Origin of the sequence: Campylobacter geochelonis, assembly GCF_013201685.1 — a bacterium.
In the GTDB taxonomy this organism is placed as follows: Bacteria; Campylobacterota; Campylobacteria; order Campylobacterales; family Campylobacteraceae; genus Campylobacter_B; species Campylobacter_B geochelonis.
Genome location: NZ_CP053844.1, coordinates 562,492 through 581,076 on the forward strand (window position 1 = coordinate 562,492; position 18,585 = coordinate 581,076).

The window sequence follows — 18,585 nt, forward strand, 5'->3', positions numbered from 1 at the left end:
TTCTAGTGGTAAAAACTATATAAAATTTAGTCATTAAATTTTATATTTAAATTCGCAAAGTATTTTAACGCTAAAACATCAAATCAAACTGCCTAAATTTAACGCCAAAACCAAATTTACATCTATAACTAAATTTTATAAAATATTTACCTTAAACGAGAGCAAAAACATCATAACCCCAAGTAAAAGCATGATAGCAAGTCCGCCAAGTTCGATATATAGTCTAAATTTTTGTAGTTTTGGAAAAGCGTTGATTTTGCTTCCTAAAACAGCAGCTAAAAAGATAACCACGCTCATACCAAGCGCTATGAAAACAGCGCTCATAAGGCTAGTTAGGTAGCTTCCAAGACTAAAGGCTAAGACAAAAACAACGATTGTCCCAGGGCAAGGAACTATCCCAGCAACCAATGCCACGAGCCACTCACTTTTGTTGCTTTTCTCGTTTTTATGCTTATGATGACATCCGCAGTTACAATGATGCTCGTGCGCGTTTAGGTTTTTAACCTTATCTAAAAAGATGTAAAAAACTATGAATATTATAATCCCAGCTGATATTTTTAAAGTCAAATTTGCGATGTTTAAATTCAGAGCTTTTGCCACACCTTCAAGCGCAAACATCGAAAACACAACTAAAAGTAGCGCCCCGCCAACGTGAAAAATGCCGATTTTGATAGCAAAAAACAGAGCTTTTTTATAGTTTTGCTCGCCATTTGCAAGAAAATAACTAGTCGTTAAAAGCTTAGCATGCCCAGGTCCTGCTGCGTGAAAAAAGCCATATATAAATGAGATTAAAGCTATGCTTAAAAAGCCAAAAAATGTCGGATGGGCGTTGTTTGACTTTAAAGTTAGCTTAAGTTTATCTAAAAATCCTAAGGTATGTTTGGATACGAAGTCGATTTTTTCGCTTTTATCTAGTGCTTTGTTATGTTCTTGGATTAAGCTTTTTAGCGATTTTTGCGTTTTTTGTGGACTAAATTCATCGCTTAGCCTTATAAAAGTAGCGTTTAAATTTGAGTTTGTTAATGCGTAAATGTTATCGTTTAGCTGATATGGCGTAGTTGGAAGATAGGTGAATTTAAAATACCCCTCAAAATCTTGCGAAATAAGTTTTAAAACTCGCTCTTTTTTTATCCCAACCGATACCTTTTTGCTAAATTTAAAAACAAGCCTGTTGTCTAAAACCTGCGATGAGAAGTTAGAAAACTCGCCACCTACTTTGATGGTTTTTCCATCTGGCATATCGTAGTATTGGATTTTTGTTAGCATATCTTTAGGCAGGGCATACGCGACTATGGCTCTGCTTACCTCTTTTAACTCGTGTTTATCAAGCTTTAAATTTGAGTTTACATCGTATGTTTGCAGTGTTAAATTTGTGAAATTTTGTGAAAAATACCATGTAAAATCTATCCTATCTATACTGTCGTTTTTAGTTTTAAGTTCGATTTGTATATGTGCAGTAGGAGTAAAAAGCGCACAAAGCGCACAAGCGTAAAGTTGCGTGCTACAAATAGTAGCAAAAATAAATGTTAAAAAAACTCTCATCTGATGCCAAATACTCCTAAATAAAAGGGATTAATACAATAAAACGCAACTTAGTTGCAACTTAAATAAAAGATAAATTTACAAGAAAAACAACAGGTAAACTCGCAAAAATCACAAGCAAATTTACCCGAAAGCTCGGGTAAATTTCGCCTTAACCAAAAATCTTTCTAATCAAACAAAAACCACCTTTATCGTGGAATTTAGAGAAGCTTTGCTCCCAAAATCCAGCCTCGCACATGGTCGCATTTTTAAAAATTTTAACTAGCTTTTGCCCACGTTTTGAATCTAGGTTGATTTTATCTAGTTTTTTATCGATAAACTCTTCAAACCTTTTTACTAAAAACGTATATCCATCATCCTTATACATCTCAATCCACTCTTTATAATCTTCGTTTTTATCTTTAAAAACAAGCTTTGCACTATCATCTCCTATCGCATTAGCGATAACGCTATATCCGATAGCACACGGTGCAAGCGCGGTTAGGATTTCTGGTATTGAGTACATATTTGCCACATCTAAAACGTACCTTGTATAAGCTATCGTTGCTAGCTCTTCATCAGTTGCGTCCATCGCCTCTTGTGTGATACCGAATTTAGCGCAGTAGTTGATGTGGTGTTCGATTTCTATGTTTATTAAATCTTGCAAGATTGATAAGAAGAATTTCATATCATCTAAATTTTGACTTTTATAAACTCCAAGCGCGTAAACACGACTATAGTGTTTTAAAAAAAGATAATCTTGCACCAAGTAGTGATCAAACGCTTCCTTTTTTAGCTTTGAATTTGCTAAATTTTTTACAAAATCATGATAGATATAACTATCCCAAACTGCCTTGTTTGCTTGTATTAAGTCCGCTAATTTCATAAATCCTCCTATAAAAGATGTAGATTTTGATTTTAACTTTTATTTTTTAACGTAAGCCAAACTCAAAGGCTAGTTTTTTATATCTGCGTTTATGATAAGAGTCGGCACTCCACGAACTTTTAAGCTTTTTAGAGTTTTAGCAGTTTGTAACATCTCATCTTGGAATTCTAAATTTGACTCATCTTCTAGGCTTAGTGGGATTCCGCTAAAGATTTGGTTAATTAGTTTTATTTTGGATTGATTTGGAATTTGCGAGTCTTTAAGCGTGAAATCTGATAGCTTGTTAAGCAAAAAAAGGTTTTTTTGAGCGTAAGTTTTGCCATGAACTGGCAAGAAAAATATATCGATTTGCGAGTAGTTTTCAAGATAAAGCTCAAGCTTCGACATCTCTTTTGCACTCACTTGACATCCACTATCAACGACAAAGCTTAGTTTATCGCCCTTTTCTATGGCATTTTTGTTTTGTGATAGCAATGTTATCTTATGCTTTGATGAGCTTAAAAACTCTTTTCGCTTTTCAAGTTCAAGCTCTTTTGTGCTTTGTTCTTGAAAGTCTATAAATTTAGTCCCATTTGCTTCATAGAATTTGTTAAATATAAAGTTTTCTGAACTAAAAATGGGAATAAACTGCGAGTAACCATCACTTTTTATTTCGACTATATTTTTTGTGATAGCAAGTCCGTCGATTTTGGTTGGAATTTTTTCTATGATTTTTATATCAAGTTTATCAGCGTTTAAAAACCCACGCTTGCTAAATTCGGTTATCGCTTCATCACTAACTGCGTATAAATTTACTAAATTTAGATAAAAAAGCCCTAAAAACAGGGCTTTAAATTTACTCATCAACATCTACTCGGCAGTATTTTGTATATATGCAAAATCGCTTATCTTATACCACTCGCGACCGATTTTTTGGAACGCTCTTTGCGACTCTAAAATCTCTTTAAACATCGGATCTTTTGCCGCCTCTGCGTCTAAAATTTCATTTGTCGCTTTTCTAAGCCCATCAACTACATCTTTAGGGAAACTTTTTACTTCGATATTTGGGTTTTGAGTTTTCATCTGCGACCAAATTCTAGAGTTTTCATAAAAGCCCTTATTTAGCATATCTTCGCCAGCCATTCTAGCCGCAGCTTCTAAGATAAGTTGCAAATCTTTTGGAAGTTTCTCATAAGATTTGTTATTAACCAAAAGGTGCGTATCAGCAGTTGGCTCTTGCCAGCCTGTGTAGTAGTATTTAGCCACTTTTCCAAAGCCAAGCGACATATCATAAACCGGACTTACCCACTCAACCGCGTCGATTGTCCCCATTTCAAGCGCCATGTAAAGCTCGCCTGTTGGGATAGTGTTAATGCTTGCTCCAAGTTTTGACATAACCTCTCCGCCAAAGCCAGGAATTCGTACTTTAAGCCCTTGTAAATCAGCTAGCGAGTTTACCTCTTTTCTAAACCAACCGCCCATTTGGATTCCGGTTGAACCCATAGGGATTGACTTCATGTTATACTGCGCAAACATCTTATCGCTTAACTCTTTTCCGCCGCCATAGTAAAACCAAGCGTGTTGCTCAGGTGTATTCATACCAAAAGGAACCGCCGTCCAAAGCATAGTTTTTGGATCTTTTCCCTTAAAATAATAAAGCGCAGTATAAGCCAAATCATACTGCCCAGCCTTTACAAAGTCAAAAACCTCAAATGGTGCTTTATGTTTTGTAGGCGTATCTATGCGGATTTGAAGGCGACCGCCACTTAACTCATCGGCGTATTTTTTAAAGTCCGCAACAACATCGCCAAGAACTGGCATAGTGTTTTCATAGCTTGTTGCTAGTTTTAGTCTATAGACTTTTTTGTCATTATCGCTTGCAAACAGCGTCGTAGCCGTAGCAAAAGCTAAAAATGTAGCTAAAAATTTTCTCATTTTTTCTCCTTATTTTATGTTTGTATTTTCTAAATATGCAAAATCACTAATCATAGTCCAAGCTCTAGCTTTTTTCAAAAATGCTCTTTGAGACTCTAAAACCTCTTTAAACATCGGATTTTTCGCTGCCTCTTCTTCTAAAATTTCGTTTGTTGCTTTTTTAAGTGCTGCCATAACTTCTGGCGGGAAAGACTTAACTTGCACGTTTGGATACTTCTCTTTCATCTCATCCCAGATAACCGCATTTTCATAAAATACCTTATCTTGCCCACGAGATGAAACTTCAGCCAATGCAGCTTGAAGTATGGCTTGAAGATCTTTTGGAAGCTTGTTCCAAACATCTAAATTTACAACAACTTGATTTTCGCTTGCTGGTTCTTGCCAGCCTGTGTAGTAGTAGTTTGCGATTTTGCTAAAGCCAAGCGACATATCAAAAGATGGGCTTACCCACTCAACCGCGTCGATTGTCCCCATTTCAAGCGACATATAAAGCTCGCCGATAGGGATAGTGTTTATAGCAGCGCCAAGTCGGCTCATAACCTCTCCACCAAAGCCTGGAATTCGGATTTTAAGCCCTTTTAGATCCTCGACTGAATTTATCTCTTTTCTAAACCAGCCACCCATTTGCATACCGCTGTTTAGTATATGAAATTCTTTTAAATTTTGTTTTGAGTAAAACTTTTCTGAAAGCTCCTTGCCACCGCCAAAGTGCCACCACGCGCGCTGCTCATCTGTTGTCATACCAAAAGGAGTTGTTGTAAAGAGCATGTTTGTGCTATCTTTGCCTTTGTAGTAGTAAGAGGCGGTATAGCCAAGATCGTATTGTCCGTTTTTAACCATATCATATATAGCAAATGGCGCTTTGTGTTTTGTAGGTGTATCGACTCTGATTTGTAGTCTGCCATTTGACATTGTTTCGACAAGCTTTTTTAGCTCATCGCTAAGCGAGCCAAGAATCGGCATAGTGCTTTCATAGCTTGAGGCAAGTTTTAGCCTGTAAACTTTGTTTTCATCAGCGAACAAAGATACGCTAAAAGTCGCAAGAACCGTAAGAAAAACTAAAAGTTTTTTCATATACTCTCCTTAAATAAGTAAAATTTGATTATTATACAAAAATAAAATAAAGCCATTATGAAATATTTAAAAAAGTTTATAAATTCGTTACAAATTTACAAATTTATAAACTCTCATAGCTAAATTTATATAAATTTAGCTAGTGATGTAGTTGTGAATTTATTAAACCGCGTATTACTAGAGTTTAGACTATGTTTAACAGTTAAAAAGTGCTAAACATAACATCGCTAAATTTGTTTAGCGCAGACTTTTAAAACAGCTAAATCGCGTTAGTATCCGCTCTCATTTAGCACTTTATAGCTTTGACACCCTTTATCTTCTCGCATATCGCACGCCTTGCCAAAAAACTCCTTTGCCTTAGCAAAGTTTTGCCCTGTGATTTGCCCTTCGGTGTAAATCACGCCTAGACTAAGACAACTCCCACTTATGCCATACTCGCACGACTTTGCTAAAAAGCTAAGCCCTTTATCTCTATCTTGCGCCATTGCTTTGCCGTCCATGTAGATAAGCCCTAAGTTATAGCATGCAGTGGCGTTTTTAGCATCGCAAGCTTTCTTAAACAGCTCAACTGCGCTATCTAAGTTTTGCTTCACTCCTTTGCCGGTTTGATACATTATGCCTAGATTTATACAGCTTGTTGGCTCGCCATCTTCGCAGTTTTGTTTATATAGCGTTACGGCTTTAGAAAAGTCTTGCCTAACGCCAAGCCCGTTTTGATACATATATGCAAGATTTACGCATCCTAGCTTGTACTTTCCATCGCACGCTTTTTTGTAGTATTCAAACGCGTTAAAAACGCTCTTTTCAACTCCAACACCACTCTCGTATAAAAGCCCTAAATTTTGGCAGCTTTGATAGACTTTAGCATCGCATGCTTTTTTAAAGTAGCTAGCTGCTTTCGCCTCGCTTTTCTCTACTCCAGCGCCGTTTAGATACATTAAGGCTAGGTTGTGACACCCAGATTTACCGCTTTTACTATCACACGCTTTTTTGAAATTTTTATATGCGGTTTTAAAATCCCCTTTTTGATAAGCGTTATACGCATCGGCTATGATATCTCCACTGGCTAAATTTAAAAAAACAGCTAAAACGACTAAAATTTTTCTCATATCTTATAAACCTACAACTAAAATTTTTATATTTTTTATAATTTTATGACAATAAACTTAAATTTATATAAGAGTAGGATTGACACGATTATAGCGAGTGTTTATAATTTTAGACTAATGCTAAATTTAAAATATCACGCTTAAACTTATAAATATATTAATTATATTTTAAGGTTGCTTATATTTTTTGACTAAAAATCATTAATTATATGTTAAAATATGTAGAAAATTTTGCTGTTTTTCAAAAGAATTTTTATATGAATTTTAAATATTATTAATCAAGGAGTTCAGATGAACAAAACTTATAAACACATCTATAAAGAGGGTGTTGGCTGGGTAGCAGTCGCGGAAAATGCGAGTTGCTGCTCGAAAATGAGCAAGAAAGGCTCGGTAGTTAGCTCTAGCGTTAGCAGTGTGCTTCTATCGCTAAAAAGCCTATCTATGGCAGTTGCATTAGCACTTGGGGTATCTATAGTGCTACCGACTAATGTATTTGCAGCATATGCAGAAGGTGAAGCAAAAGAAATAGCAAATACTTCTGTAGGAATAGGTTCGAATACTGCAATTTGGTATCATGATGATCCAAGAGGAAATGGATCGGAATATTCTGTTTTACTAGGATATGGAACATTAGCAGGTGGAAGTCGTGATTGGGCAAATACAAACAAAGTCTCAGAAAATCATGTTTATGGAACAAAAGCTGATTATTCAACAGTTATAGGAGCGAGTTCATATACAGGAAGTGGTGCAACCGGAGGAACAGCTTTAGGAGCTTTTGCAGGTGCTGTAAACAAATATGCAATTGCAATAGGAGCAGGAGTAAGCAATACTGAATTTGGTGCATTAGCTGCAGGTGAAGGCTCGATTTCTATCGGACATCAAGCTATCACGGAAGCTGGAGCAGCTGGAGCGATAGCGCTAGGTTCTGGAGCAGTAACAAAAGGTTCTATGTCTATAGCTATAGGTAGTGCTGGTGTAAACACCGAAGGCAAAGCTTATGTAGGAGCTAAAACTCTAGGTCTTGGTGGAGTTGCTATCGGTGGTAACGCTGAAGCAAACGGTGGCGGTGTTGCAGTGGGTATAAACGTAAAAGCCGGAGATAGCACTGGTGCAGTAGGTATAGGCTCAGACATCACAGCTAGCGGAAACAATGCGATAGTTTTAGGCTGGGGTGGAGAAGGCTCTGGTAAAAATTCTCAAGCCTACGGCACACAAAGCAAAGCAACAGCTGAAAATGCTATAGCATTAGGAACAGGTGCGCAAGCAACAGCTAAAAATACTATTGCAATCGGAACAGGAAATGTAGTAAGTGGAGAAAATTCAGGAGCGTTTGGAGATCCAAATACAGTATCAGGAACAGGTTCTTACTCGTTTGGTAATGATAATAAAATAACAGCAAACAATGCATTTGTACTGGGTAACGATGTGGAAAATGGAGTTAATGGTTCAGTTGTATTAGGAAATGGAAGTAAGGTTGCAGAAGCAGTTAGTACATCAAAAGTTACAGTTAAAAATATAAACTATGAAAATTTTGCAGGAAATGCACCAATATCTACAGTAAGTATAGGTAGCGTAGGTGGCGAGCGAACATTAACTAATGTCGCTGCAGGTAGAGTAGAAGCAACTTCAACAGATGCGATAAATGGTTCACAACTTTACGCTACAAATAATACAATAGGAACTTTAGCCAAAAGTGTAGCAAGACATTTAGGTGGAGGAGCAAAAGTAGAACCAAATGGCGGGATATTAAATCCAACTTATGTAATTAAAGGTAAAAGTCTAACAACAGTTGGAACTGCATTGAATGAATTAGAAGTCAATAAAGCAGAAAAAGATGCTTCGAATATAACAGTAACTGAAAAAGCAAAATGGAGAGAAAAATTAGCAATTAATGACTATGGTGTAACTTCAGGAAGTGATTTAATATCAGTTGATAAGACACCAGGAGATTCAACTACACCAACAGAGTTTAAATTAAATACAAGTAAATTAGATACAAAATTGACTGAAGTTAATACTGATATAACTAGTTTAAAAACTGATGTTGCTGAAAAAGCTAGCAAAGACTTGAGCAATATAACAGAAGCTGGAAAAACAGTTATTAAAAATGCAGCTGGGGTGGATGAGCTTGAAAAAACTTTAACTGATGGTGTATTTAGTGTTAGTGCAAATGATGAAGCAACTGATAAAATAGCTAAAAATGAAAACATCAAATTTGTAAACGGTAAAAACACAAATGTAACTTATGACAAAGATACTAATAAATTTACCTACGACATAAACAAAGTTCTTACTGGTCTAACTAGTGCAGAATTTAAAGATGGTGGTAAAACAACCAATATAACAGCTGGTGGCACAACTTATGAAGATAAAACTGACCCAGCTAATCCTAAAACAACTACAATCAATAGCGATGGTTTAACAGTAGCAAGTGGTAACCCAAGTAAAGCAGGAACTACTATAAATAAAGATGGTATCAGTACTAATAAATTAGAAATAGTTACTGACCCAAATGACCCGACAAAAACTATAGATGTAGGAAGTACTGTAGCTGACTTTACTGACTCAACTAAAGGCTTATTTAAAGTAAAAGCAGGTGACAATGAAACAGCTATAACTTCAGGAAAAATTGTAACATTTGTAGCAGATGCAGGTAAAAATAAAGATAATCTAACAGTAGCTAATGCAAATGGAACCATCACTTACAAACTAGCTGATGATGTTAAATTTGATAGTGTAATAGCAACTGATAAAATAGCTCTTGGTAATGGTACAAACAATACTACAGAGATAACCAAAGATGGTATCACAACAAATAAGCTAACAATTGGTGGAAAAGACATAAGTACAACTTTAGCGAATTTAAGTAATGATATCTTAAAATCAGGAAATTCTGCTCCTATAGTTTACACAGATGCTAATGGCAATAAATTATCTAAAGACTCAGATGGTAAATACTATAAAGATAGCGATTTAGATAACAATGGAAAACCGATAACAGGAGCAACAAATTCGGAGCCTGCGGGTACTGCTCTTCTAAATCCAAATGGCACAGTTGCAACTGCTACTAAACTTGGTAATGTAGCAGCTGGAACTATTGCAGATAAAAGCACAGATGCGGTTAATGGCTCTCAGCTTTTTGCTACAAACGAAAGTGTTAAAGCAAATACTGAGAATATAGCAGATTTAGACGATAAAGTTAATGCCAATACAACCAAAATTACTAGTCTAGAAACTAAGATTGCTGGTGCTACAGGTAGCACAACTACAATCAATAATATTCTTGGTAGCGACACAAAAAGCGGTTATGTCGATGAGAAAGGTCAACTAACAGATACAGGTAAAGCGGCTCTAGCTACCTATAACTCATCAGGGCAAACAACAACTAAAAATGAAAGCATAATTTCAGCTATCAAAAACATCAACGAGCAAGGAACTAAATTCTTCCATGTTGGTGATGGTTCTGTAAAAACAGGAACTAAATCTAAAGATGACTCAAGCGCATATGGGTTAGGCGCTATAGCTATCGGTATGAATGCCTTAGCTGGAGTTGATACTTCTGCAAAAAATGCTATCGCTATCGGAACAGGCGCACAAGCTACAGCTGAAAATTCTATAAGTATAGGAACTGGTAATAAAGTAAGCGGAGCAAACTCAGGTGCGTTTGGTGATCCAAACACCGTAAGCGGAACAGGCTCTTATGCATTTGGTAACAATAATAAGATAGAGGCAAACAACGCCTTTGTTCTAGGAAATGACGCTAGTATCGCAGCTAAAAATGATGGTGCAGTCGCACTTGGTAACAAAACAAATGTAACGGTAGCTGATGGCGTTGCTCTTGGTTCAAACTCAGTTGCAAATAGAGCAGGTGGAATGGCTGGATTTATCCCATCATCAGCAAGTGCAGCACAAAAAACTGCTATAGCAGCCACTACTAAAGGCAGTCTTGGCGCAGTTTCTGTTGGAAATAAAGATGCAACAAGACAGATAACAAATGTCGCAGCCGGTTCAGAAGACTCTGATGCGGTAAACGTAGCGCAACTAAAAGCAGTTTCTAACTCTGCTGTTAATATAGATCAACTAAACGCTGGACTTCAAAACGTATACAACCAAATGGGTGAGTATAGAGCAGACGCACTTGCTGGAACAGCTTCAGCTATGGCTATAGGAAACCTACCTCAAGCAACAATCCCAGGAAAAGGTATGATGGCGCTTGGTGCTGGTTACTATGAGAGTGAGTCGGCTATGGCGATAGGACTTTCTAAAATGTCAGATAGCGGTAAATGGGTGTTTAAGGCAGCAGCTTCTTATGATTCACAAGAAAATGTTGGCGCAGCGGCATCTGTGGGCTTCCACTTCTAAGATAGGGCGAGTTTTCGCCCTTTTATAAAAAAGGATATATAAATGAGAAAATTAGCAACTTTTATAGGGTTGGCTTTGGCTGGTTTGCTGCTTAGCGGTTGTATGTATAAAGTGAGCGATAGAGTCCCAAAAGATGGGATTATGACTCAAGATGAAGTAAAATTTCCTAAAGCAGACAGCACATGGAGTGATGATGGAAGATACCCATCTATAGATGATTTAAGAAAAGTTCAAGTTGGTATGAACAAAGATGAGATAAGAGGACTTTTAGGACATCCACACTTCGCAGAGGGCTTGTATGCGGTCGTTGAGTGGGACTATCTGTTTAACCTAAAGCAAAGCGCAGATGAGCAAGATGTGTTTTGTCAGTTTAAAGTCGTGTATGACTCAAACTACACAGCTAGAAGTTTCTTTTGGCAACCGCAAAGTTGCGCTGATATAGTCGGTGGCGCAACGCAACTAGCAGTAGTTCAAGAAAGCTCTAGATATGAGTTTAGCACTGATATGCTTTTTGACTTTGCAAGTGCAAAGCTTAGCCCAGAGGGAAAAGCGCAAATCGCAAAGCTAGTAAAAGCTATAGAGATGTCAGATGTCGCCGATATCAAGATAGTAGGCTATGCTGATCCGATAGGAAGCCAAGAGGCAAATTTAGCACTTTCTAAAAAACGAGCAAATAGCGTGAAAAACGAGTTCATAGCTGGTGGTATACCAGCACAAGCTATTAGCGCTGATGGGCTTGGCGAGAGCGTTCAAATGGTTATTTGTGAAGATATGCCACGAAAAGAGCTTATCAAATGCTTAGCACCAAATCGCCGTGCAAACGTAACACTAATCGAACAATAAATTTATAAAACTACCTAAATTTAGTAAATTTGGGTAGTTTTTAGTATAAATTTGGCACTTAAATTTAAGCTATTTTTAAAATCAATTTTCAAATTTACTTATCTTTTTAAAAGAGATTTAAGTAAGATAAGTAAATTCGATAGTTAGTTTAAGTGGCATTTTTAACATCGTCACTTAAAAATATGCTTTAATACTGCGTTTCATAAGATGTTTTAAAATTCTAATTTCACTCCAAACCGTGCTTTAAATCATACTTTGATAAACACAGTTTGTTTAATGTTGCTATATTAAAATCATAAATACACTTTAAAATCATACTTTAAACCCCATTTAACACTGTTTTTTCAAATCCTTTTTGGCTCTAAATTTTAAATAAATAGATGATTTAGTAGAGCTTGAAAAGAAAATTTAAAGAACTTTTTTCTGAATTTAATCTGTAGTGAATTTAGCGTTTAAAAGAAATTTGGTATTTTAAAAATTTAATTCTTGCTGCTTTAAAAGATAAAGCGACAATTGTCTTATAAACTAAATTTAAAACATATAAATTTAAGCTAAATTTAAAGTCTTGTTTTGGGCTAAATCTATATGAAATTTAGCTATTTTTTAAAACCAAATTTGAAGATAAATTTTTAACCATTTCTTAACTAGAATTATTATAAAATCAAGACTTATCTAAGCTTTTGAGGTAAAAATGAGATATTTCTTAGCCATTTTTTTGATACTAAATTTAGCAAATTCTTTTGAGATAAAAGCTACAAATTCGCCATTTCTTGCTCAAAGTGGAGAGAAAAAAGAGTTCTGCTCTTTTAGTGCTAAGAAAATAGCTAATTCTTACAAAACTTCTCACATCGTATCAACAACCAGCAAAGAAATCAAACAGTACTGCTCCTTAGGTGAGCTAGCAACCGATAGCCAAGAAGTTGATATCGTTTTTAAAACCATAAAAGCAGTCGATGCAAAAAGCCAAGAGCTAATAGACGCAAACAGCGCTTTTTATCTTGTAAGCTCAAATTTAGGGCTTGAACTAGCGTTTAAAAACGAAGAAGATGCAAAAGAGTTTAAGGCTAAATTTGGTGGCAAGATAGTTGGGTTTGACATGGCATTTGACATGGCATTTGATGAGTTTAACAAAGCGCAAAAGTTAGAAAATATCAAAAAGCAAAAGCGACTCTATCCTATGGGAGAGCGGATTTATAAGGCTTTATGTGAAAAAATCTCGCCACTTGAGTATAAAGAGATAAATGAGCTAAAAGCAGATATCTTTAAAAAATGCAAAGATATCGATGAGCGAAAAGCCCAGTTTGTCACAATATATCTTTGGGAAGAGGGGCGGCTTAGCGCTAAGCAAGAGCAAAAGATAGAGGTCCATGATAAAGATAGATGTCCGGTTTGTGGGATGTTTGTCTATAAATACCCTCGTTGGGCGGCTAAAGTTTATCTTAAAGATGACAGTTACGAAGTCTTTGATGGAGTAAAAGATATGATGAAATTCTTACATAATCCAGCTAAATTTGGCATTAGCGTAAAAAACGGCGAGAAGTTTTTTACTAAAGCTTTAGTTAGCGACTACTACACGCAACATCCACTTGATGCAAAAGAGGCGTTTTATGTCGTTGGAAGCGATGTTTTAGGACCTATGGGACATGAGTTAATCCCGTTTAAAAACGAAGAAGATGCAAGGGCGTTTAAGCTAGATCACAAGGGAACTGATATAGTTAAATTTAGCGAAATCTCGCCTATGATTTTATGTAAACTAGATGGAGCAAGCTGTGAGTAGGGTGGCTAAATTTGGACTTTTTGTGCTTTTGGTTTTGGCTTTTTTAGTAGGCGAAATCACCTATATAAAACAAAAAGAGCAAAATCTATACTCAAAACTAGAGCTTGTTAGGCTAACTGGTTTAAACAGTTTTGCTTTTTATATAAACACTCCTTACCTAAGACATCCGTATAACCACGATATCAGCGATGTTTTCTCGTATCATCCAGCATTTAGAGAAAGCGAAATGGGAAGTTTTATAAACTCAGGATATGAAAAGAGGTTTAAAAATGAATAATCTTTTTGAGTATACCCTAGCATCAATTATCAGGCATGGGTATAAGAATTTAGTTATCATAACGATATTTGGTTTTTTAGTTTGGCTTCTTTCAAGTGTGCTTTTTATAACAAATTCGTTAAATTACGAGTATAAAACTATCTCAAAAGAGTTTCCAGATATCTTGATACAAGAAAACTATGGTGGCAAAAGCTATCTTTTAAAAGCAGATGTGCTTGATAAATTTTGGCAAATTCCTGGAGTTTCATCGATAGAGGGGCGAGTGTGGGGGCAGTATTATTTCGAGACTAAGAAAATTTATCTATCTATTTTTGGGGTTAAGAGTTTTGTTGATTACTATGAAAAAACTATAAAAGATATCGCACAAACATTTCCAGAAAACAAAACGCCACCGCTGATGATAACTTCTAAAAGCGTTTATGAACTTTTAAAAAATGATATCAAAATGTATGGAAGCGTGCCGTTTTTTACTCCAGATAACAACCTAATCAGTGTTAAAGCTGGTGGGGTTTTGAAATTTGATAACTCACTTGAAGATAACGATATAATCTTGCTTGATGAGAGCGTAGCAAGGAAAATTCTAGGCATAAAAGATGGGTATTTTACAGATGCGATGATGAGGATAGCAAACCCAAATGAAGTGGATTTTATAGCTGATAAAATTCATATAGCAAACCCAACGCTAAAGCTAACGACAAAAAGCCAAATGCTTAAAAACTATCAGTTTTTGTATGATTATAAAAGTGGTTGGTTTTTGATGATTTTAATAACCGCTTTTGTGACATTTGCTATCATTTTATATGATAAGGCAAGTGGGCTTAGAAGCGAAGAAAAGAAAGAAATCGGCATTTTAAAAGCTCTTGGCTGGGAGATTTCTCATATTATAAACTATAAGCTTATGGAGGCGTTGTTGTTATCGCTTTTTGCCTTTGTTATAGGCGTGGCGATGGCGATATTTTTTGTCTATGTTTTAGAAGCACCTGGACTAAAGTATGTATTTAGCGGGTATTCTAGCCTAAAACAGCCTTTTGAACTTCCATTTGTACTTGACTTTAAAAGCTTGATGATGATATTTTTCGCAACCATTCCGATATATGTAGCAGTGTGTATTATACCTTCATGGAAGATAGCAGTAGCAGACGCTGGCGAGGTGATAAGATGATAGAGTTAAAAAATATAACTAAGGTTTTTAACCAAAACACTCCACGCGAGTTTTGCGCTATAAAAGAGCTAAACTTTAGCGTGCAAGATAGAGATATCTTTTTTTTAAAAGGAGTTAGCGGAAGTGGCAAAAGCACGGTTTTAGCGTTAATCGCTGGGCTTTATAAACCAACTTTTGGAGAAATTGTTATAAATGATATAAACATTTCTAAGCTATCTTTAAAATTTGCTTCTAAATTTAGAAGAGAAAATATAGGCATAATCTTTCAAAATTTTAACCTTATACCAACTTTTAGCGTTTTTGATAACATACTTTTGCCAACCGTTCCAGATAAAAGCGATAAAAAGGAGTTTGCAAAGGAGCTTTTAGCTAAATTTGAACTCACAAACAAAACGCAAACAATGGCTAAAAACCTCTCTGGTGGCGAGCAGCAAAGAGTTGCTATCATAAGAGCTTTGATAAACGAGCCATCTATCATACTTGCCGATGAGCCAACAGCAAATTTAGATAAAGCGCTTAGTCAAAAGCTGCTTGAGTATTTTTTAGATATGCAAAAAAGCGGTAAAACCGTGCTTATCTCAACGCACGACCCGTTTTTGTTAGAAAGCGACATAGCGACAAATGGCTTTGATATGAGAAAGGATAGTTTATGTTAATGTTATCGCCTTTTATCATAACGCTTTTGATAGTTGAGGGAGTTGTGATATTTTTTGGGACAATCGCATTTTTCTTTTCATTTATCATCGCTAAAAAATATGATGAAAACATCTCCACAAGCTATCAGTATGAGCTAAGCAAACAAGGCTATCTAGTATCTACAATCATATCTTTTATACTCATGGTTAAAATTCCGCTCTTTTTGTTTTTTGTTTGGACTATGGATAGCATTTCATCTCTTGTGCCTGGAGCGATGTGTGCTGTTGGTATCGTAGATGCCACGCCTGAGGGAATTTATATGCTTGTTTTAAAGATATTCAATCTCTTTTTATTAAGCGGATGGTTGCTTGTAAATCACGAAGATGGCAAAACTATAAATTCTAAATTTTTAAAGACTAAATTTAAGCTTTTTATACCTATTTATATACTTTTGTTGGCTGAATTTATCTTAGAATTTAGCCATTTTTCTGGGATTAGGGTTGATACTGCTGTGCTTTGTTGTAGCGATATCTTTGCTGCTAGTAGTATTGATAAGGTTGCTTTTTGGCATACGAATGGCTTTATTTTAGGGCTTTTTTACGCTTTTTTTATACTAAATTTTATATGGGCGTATTTTAAGGTAGATATCTTGCTTGGTATGTTTAGCCTAAGTTTTATGCTAATTAGCATTTATGCAATTATCCGCTTTTTCTCGCCTTATATTTATGAACTTCCTACGCATAAATGCCCGTTTTGTATGCTTCAAGCTGATTATGGGTATGTTGGGTATCTGATTTATGCGCTTATCTTTATAGGGACGATTCCTGGGTTTTTTGTCTTTATAATGGAGCTTTTGGATGTGAAAATTCCAAACTACTGGTATAGAGTTTCTATGGTTGCAAACTCGGCTTTAGTGGCGGTTTTAAGCTACTATCCGATGAGTTATTATATAAAACATGGAGTTTGGTTATAAAGCTAAAAAGCAGACTTTTATCTGCTTTTTAGGCTAAATTTAAAGTCTGACTAAAACTTGTCCAGTCTCTACAGTATCTCCTTGAGATACTAAAACTTCGCTTATAGTGCCATCATTTGGAGATACGACTTCGATTTCCATTTTCATAGCTTCAAGCACTACTACTACTTGATTTTTCTTAACATTCTCACCTGGTTTTACTAAAATTTTAAACACAGAAGCAGAAAGTCCAGCAGCTATATCTGAGCTAGAAGTAGCTGTGTTTATAGCTGGTTTAGATGAGTTCTCATCTGCTGGTTGGATATCTTTTAGCTCGATATTTGAGTTATGTCCAACTGCTACTTGAACGTTGTATTTTTGTCCATTTACAACTACAGTATAAGCGCCAGAGTCTTTTTGTGGGGCTTTTGTTTTGTTTGATTCTTGAGCACCTTTTCTAACCATAACTTTGCCATCGCCTTTTAAGTAAGCGATACCTTTTTCCTTACACGCTAGGGCGATGAAGATGTTTTCTTCGCTTGTTTCGATTCCCTCTTTTTCAAGAATTTCTTTTGCGTATTTTACAGACTTTTTCTCATCCTCATCAGCTATATCAATCGCAGGTCTTGTAGTAGGCTCTAAATTTAGCTGTTTTCTTGCAAGTTCGATAATCTCTTCGTTTGGTTTAACTGGAGTTTTTCCAAAGTATCCAAGCACCATCTTGCCATATCCATCAGCTATCTTTTTCCATGCTCCAAACATCACGTTGTTAAATGCTTGTTGGAAGTAAAACTGACTAACAGGAGTTACGCTCGTGCCATATCCGCCTTTTTCGACAACTTCACGCATAGCTTTGATAACTTCTGGGAATTTATCAAGTATGTTGTTATCTCTCATCATCTGAGTGTTTGCAGTTAGCGCACCTCCTGGCATAGGAGAAAATGGTATAAGTGGGCTAACTTGAGTTGCTTCTGGCGGCATAAAGTAGTCTTTTAAACAATCATTTAAAACCTCTTCATACTTTAAAATTCGCTCAACATCAAGCCCACCAAGGTCATATCCTTTGCCTTTAACCGCATGAAGCATTGTTAAGATATCTGGTTGGCTTGTTCCACCACTTACTGGATGAGCTGCAAGGTCGATTCCATCAACACCAGCCTCAAGTGCTGCTAGATAACAAGCTACGCTAACTCCAGCAGTTTCGTGAGTGTGAAGTCTGATGTGAGTGTCTTGTGGTAAGAGTTTTCTAGCCATTTTTATAGTTTGATACACTTTTTCAGGGCTACTTGTGCCACTTGCATCTTTAAAACAAACACTACTATATGGAATTCCACTATCTAAAATTTCTCTTAAGGTCTTCTCATAAAATGCCGCATCATGCGCTCCAACACATCCAGGAGGTAAATCCATCATAGTAACAACCACTTCGTGATTTAGCCCATGAGCCGCTATGCGTTCGCCACTGTATTTTAAATTTTCAACATCATTTAACGCATCAAAATTTCTAATCGTTGTTGTTGAGTGTTTTTTAAAGAGTTTTGCGTGTAAATCTACGATTTCTTTACTTCCAGTATCTAGTGTGACTGTATTTACGCCACGAGATAGGGTTTGTAAATTTGCATTTTCACCAGCGGCCTCGCGAAACCTATCCATCATAACAAAAGCATCTTCGTTTAGATAAAAATATAGGCTTTGAAACCTTGCTCCACCGCCAAACTCAAAGTGAGTTATACCCGCATCTTTCGCCGCGCTAACCGCGGGAAGAAAGTCATCCATAAGCACTCTTGCGCCAAAAACGGACTGAAATCCATCTCTAAAAGTGGTGTCCATTATATCTATAAATTTCTTTGACATTATCTACCTTTTTTTGAAATTTTAAAGTGTTTAATAGCTGAAATGATTACAGCAACTGGGTTATCTAATCTCTTTTTATATACGAATTTTAAGTGTGAATTTTGTGTTTGCAAGATAAATCTAGTTGCGCAAAAGTGTGTTAAATTTAGCATAATCACTACTAAAGTAAAAAGCAAAAACGCAGCACATGTTACGTTTAAAAACATGACTTGACACCT

15 protein-coding genes are annotated in these 18,585 nt (G+C 36.1%); 7 read left to right on the forward strand and 8 right to left on the reverse strand.

Going from position 1 to position 18,585, the window contains the following annotated elements; genetic code table 11:
• Positions 1–135: 135 nt before the first annotated feature.
• The 6 genes from CGEO_RS02715 to CGEO_RS02740 all read right to left on the reverse strand — a co-directional run bounded on the left by CGEO_RS02715 (position 136) and on the right by CGEO_RS02740 (position 6,504).
• A complete protein-coding gene (locus CGEO_RS02715; protein WP_075540267.1) occupies positions 136–1,542 on the reverse strand; it encodes a HoxN/HupN/NixA family nickel/cobalt transporter in 1,407 nt (468 codons plus the stop codon).
• A gap of 151 nt (positions 1,543–1,693) precedes the next feature.
• Complete coding sequence (gene tenA / locus CGEO_RS02720; protein WP_075531834.1) at positions 1,694–2,407, reverse strand: thiaminase II; 714 nt, start codon at positions 2,405–2,407, stop codon at positions 1,694–1,696.
• Between the two features lie 69 nt (positions 2,408–2,476).
• Entirely contained in the window at positions 2,477–3,250 is a 774-nt protein-coding gene (locus CGEO_RS02725) for a hypothetical protein (RefSeq protein WP_075540266.1), read from the reverse strand.
• 6 nt (positions 3,251–3,256) lie between these two features.
• Positions 3,257–4,321 carry a TRAP transporter substrate-binding protein gene (locus CGEO_RS02730; protein ID WP_082258979.1) on the reverse strand — a complete coding sequence of 355 codons (1,065 nt, stop codon included), beginning with the start codon at positions 4,319–4,321 and terminating at the stop codon, positions 3,257–3,259.
• A 9-nt stretch (positions 4,322–4,330) separates the two neighbouring features.
• Positions 4,331–5,395, reverse strand: a complete 1,065-nt coding sequence (locus CGEO_RS02735; RefSeq protein ID WP_075494219.1) for a TRAP transporter substrate-binding protein — start codon at positions 5,393–5,395, stop codon at positions 4,331–4,333.
• A 269-nt stretch (positions 5,396–5,664) separates the two neighbouring features.
• Positions 5,665–6,504: a tetratricopeptide repeat protein gene (locus CGEO_RS02740; protein ID WP_075494220.1), complete on the reverse strand. Its 840-nt coding sequence runs from the start codon at positions 6,502–6,504 to the stop codon at positions 5,665–5,667.
• A gap of 291 nt (positions 6,505–6,795) precedes the next feature.
• Between CGEO_RS02740 and CGEO_RS02745 the strand changes: the two genes are divergently transcribed.
• From CGEO_RS02745 to CGEO_RS02775, 7 genes are all read left to right on the forward strand, one after another.
• Positions 6,796–10,866: a YadA-like family protein gene (locus CGEO_RS02745; protein WP_075540265.1), complete on the forward strand. Its 4,071-nt coding sequence runs from the start codon at positions 6,796–6,798 to the stop codon at positions 10,864–10,866.
• A gap of 42 nt (positions 10,867–10,908) precedes the next feature.
• Positions 10,909–11,709 (forward strand): OmpA family protein, encoded by an 801-nt coding sequence (locus tag CGEO_RS02750; RefSeq protein ID WP_075495062.1) that lies wholly within the window; start codon positions 10,909–10,911, stop codon positions 11,707–11,709.
• A gap of 691 nt (positions 11,710–12,400) precedes the next feature.
• Positions 12,401–13,486 (forward strand): nitrous oxide reductase accessory protein NosL, encoded by a 1,086-nt coding sequence (locus CGEO_RS02755; protein WP_075540264.1) that lies wholly within the window; start codon positions 12,401–12,403, stop codon positions 13,484–13,486.
• Complete coding sequence (locus CGEO_RS02760; RefSeq protein WP_172658063.1) at positions 13,479–13,763, forward strand: hypothetical protein; 285 nt, start codon at positions 13,479–13,481, stop codon at positions 13,761–13,763. Before CGEO_RS02755 ends, CGEO_RS02760 begins: the two co-directional genes overlap by 8 nt.
• Complete coding sequence (locus tag CGEO_RS02765; protein WP_075495067.1) at positions 13,756–14,925, forward strand: ABC transporter permease; 1,170 nt, start codon at positions 13,756–13,758, stop codon at positions 14,923–14,925. The genes CGEO_RS02760 and CGEO_RS02765 overlap by 8 nt, the downstream gene beginning before the upstream one ends.
• On the forward strand, positions 14,922–15,581 hold the full coding sequence (locus CGEO_RS02770; RefSeq protein ID WP_075540263.1) for an ABC transporter ATP-binding protein: 660 nt from the start codon (positions 14,922–14,924) through the stop codon (positions 15,579–15,581). The genes CGEO_RS02765 and CGEO_RS02770 overlap by 4 nt, the downstream gene beginning before the upstream one ends.
• Positions 15,575–16,534, forward strand: a complete 960-nt coding sequence (locus CGEO_RS02775; protein ID WP_075495069.1) for a hypothetical protein — start codon at positions 15,575–15,577, stop codon at positions 16,532–16,534. The genes CGEO_RS02770 and CGEO_RS02775 overlap by 7 nt, the downstream gene beginning before the upstream one ends.
• Positions 16,535–16,573: 39 nt before the next feature.
• On the opposite strand, the gene CGEO_RS02780 is transcribed toward CGEO_RS02775, so the two are convergent.
• Together CGEO_RS02780 and CGEO_RS02785 are read right to left on the reverse strand one after the other, a co-directional pair.
• Complete coding sequence (locus tag CGEO_RS02780; protein WP_075540262.1) at positions 16,574–18,367, reverse strand: biotin/lipoyl-containing protein; 1,794 nt, start codon at positions 18,365–18,367, stop codon at positions 16,574–16,576.
• Entirely contained in the window at positions 18,367–18,573 is a 207-nt protein-coding gene (locus CGEO_RS02785) for a hypothetical protein (RefSeq protein WP_075540261.1), read from the reverse strand. The genes CGEO_RS02780 and CGEO_RS02785 overlap by 1 nt, the downstream gene beginning before the upstream one ends.
• Positions 18,574–18,585 lie beyond the last annotated feature (12 nt).

Excerpts from the sequence above, each read along its gene's own strand:
- CGEO_RS02725 (WP_075540266.1), bottom strand. The coding sequence starts at position 3,250 with ATGAGTAAATTTAAAGCCCTGTTTTTAGGGCTTTTTTATCTAAATTTA.
- CGEO_RS02735 (WP_075494219.1), bottom strand. The coding sequence starts at position 5,395 with ATGAAAAAACTTTTAGTTTTTCTTACGGTTCTTGCGACTTTTAGCGTA.
- CGEO_RS02775 (WP_075495069.1), top strand. The coding sequence starts at position 15,575 with ATGTTAATGTTATCGCCTTTTATCATAACGCTTTTGATAGTTGAGGGA.
- CGEO_RS02745 (WP_075540265.1), top strand. The coding sequence starts at position 6,796 with ATGAACAAAACTTATAAACACATCTATAAAGAGGGTGTTGGCTGGGTA.
- CGEO_RS02765 (WP_075495067.1), top strand. The coding sequence starts at position 13,756 with ATGAATAATCTTTTTGAGTATACCCTAGCATCAATTATCAGGCATGGG.
- CGEO_RS02770 (WP_075540263.1), top strand. The coding sequence starts at position 14,922 with ATGATAGAGTTAAAAAATATAACTAAGGTTTTTAACCAAAACACTCCA.
- tenA (WP_075531834.1), bottom strand. The coding sequence starts at position 2,407 with ATGAAATTAGCGGACTTAATACAAGCAAACAAGGCAGTTTGGGATAGT.
- CGEO_RS02740 (WP_075494220.1), bottom strand. The coding sequence starts at position 6,504 with ATGAGAAAAATTTTAGTCGTTTTAGCTGTTTTTTTAAATTTAGCCAGT.
- CGEO_RS02750 (WP_075495062.1), top strand. The coding sequence starts at position 10,909 with ATGAGAAAATTAGCAACTTTTATAGGGTTGGCTTTGGCTGGTTTGCTG.
- CGEO_RS02755 (WP_075540264.1), top strand. The coding sequence starts at position 12,401 with ATGAGATATTTCTTAGCCATTTTTTTGATACTAAATTTAGCAAATTCT.
- CGEO_RS02730 (WP_082258979.1), bottom strand. The coding sequence starts at position 4,321 with ATGAGAAAATTTTTAGCTACATTTTTAGCTTTTGCTACGGCTACGACG.
- CGEO_RS02780 (WP_075540262.1), bottom strand. The coding sequence starts at position 18,367 with ATGTCAAAGAAATTTATAGATATAATGGACACCACTTTTAGAGATGGA.
- CGEO_RS02785 (WP_075540261.1), bottom strand. The coding sequence starts at position 18,573 with ATGTTTTTAAACGTAACATGTGCTGCGTTTTTGCTTTTTACTTTAGTA.
- CGEO_RS02715 (WP_075540267.1), bottom strand. The coding sequence starts at position 1,542 with ATGAGAGTTTTTTTAACATTTATTTTTGCTACTATTTGTAGCACGCAA.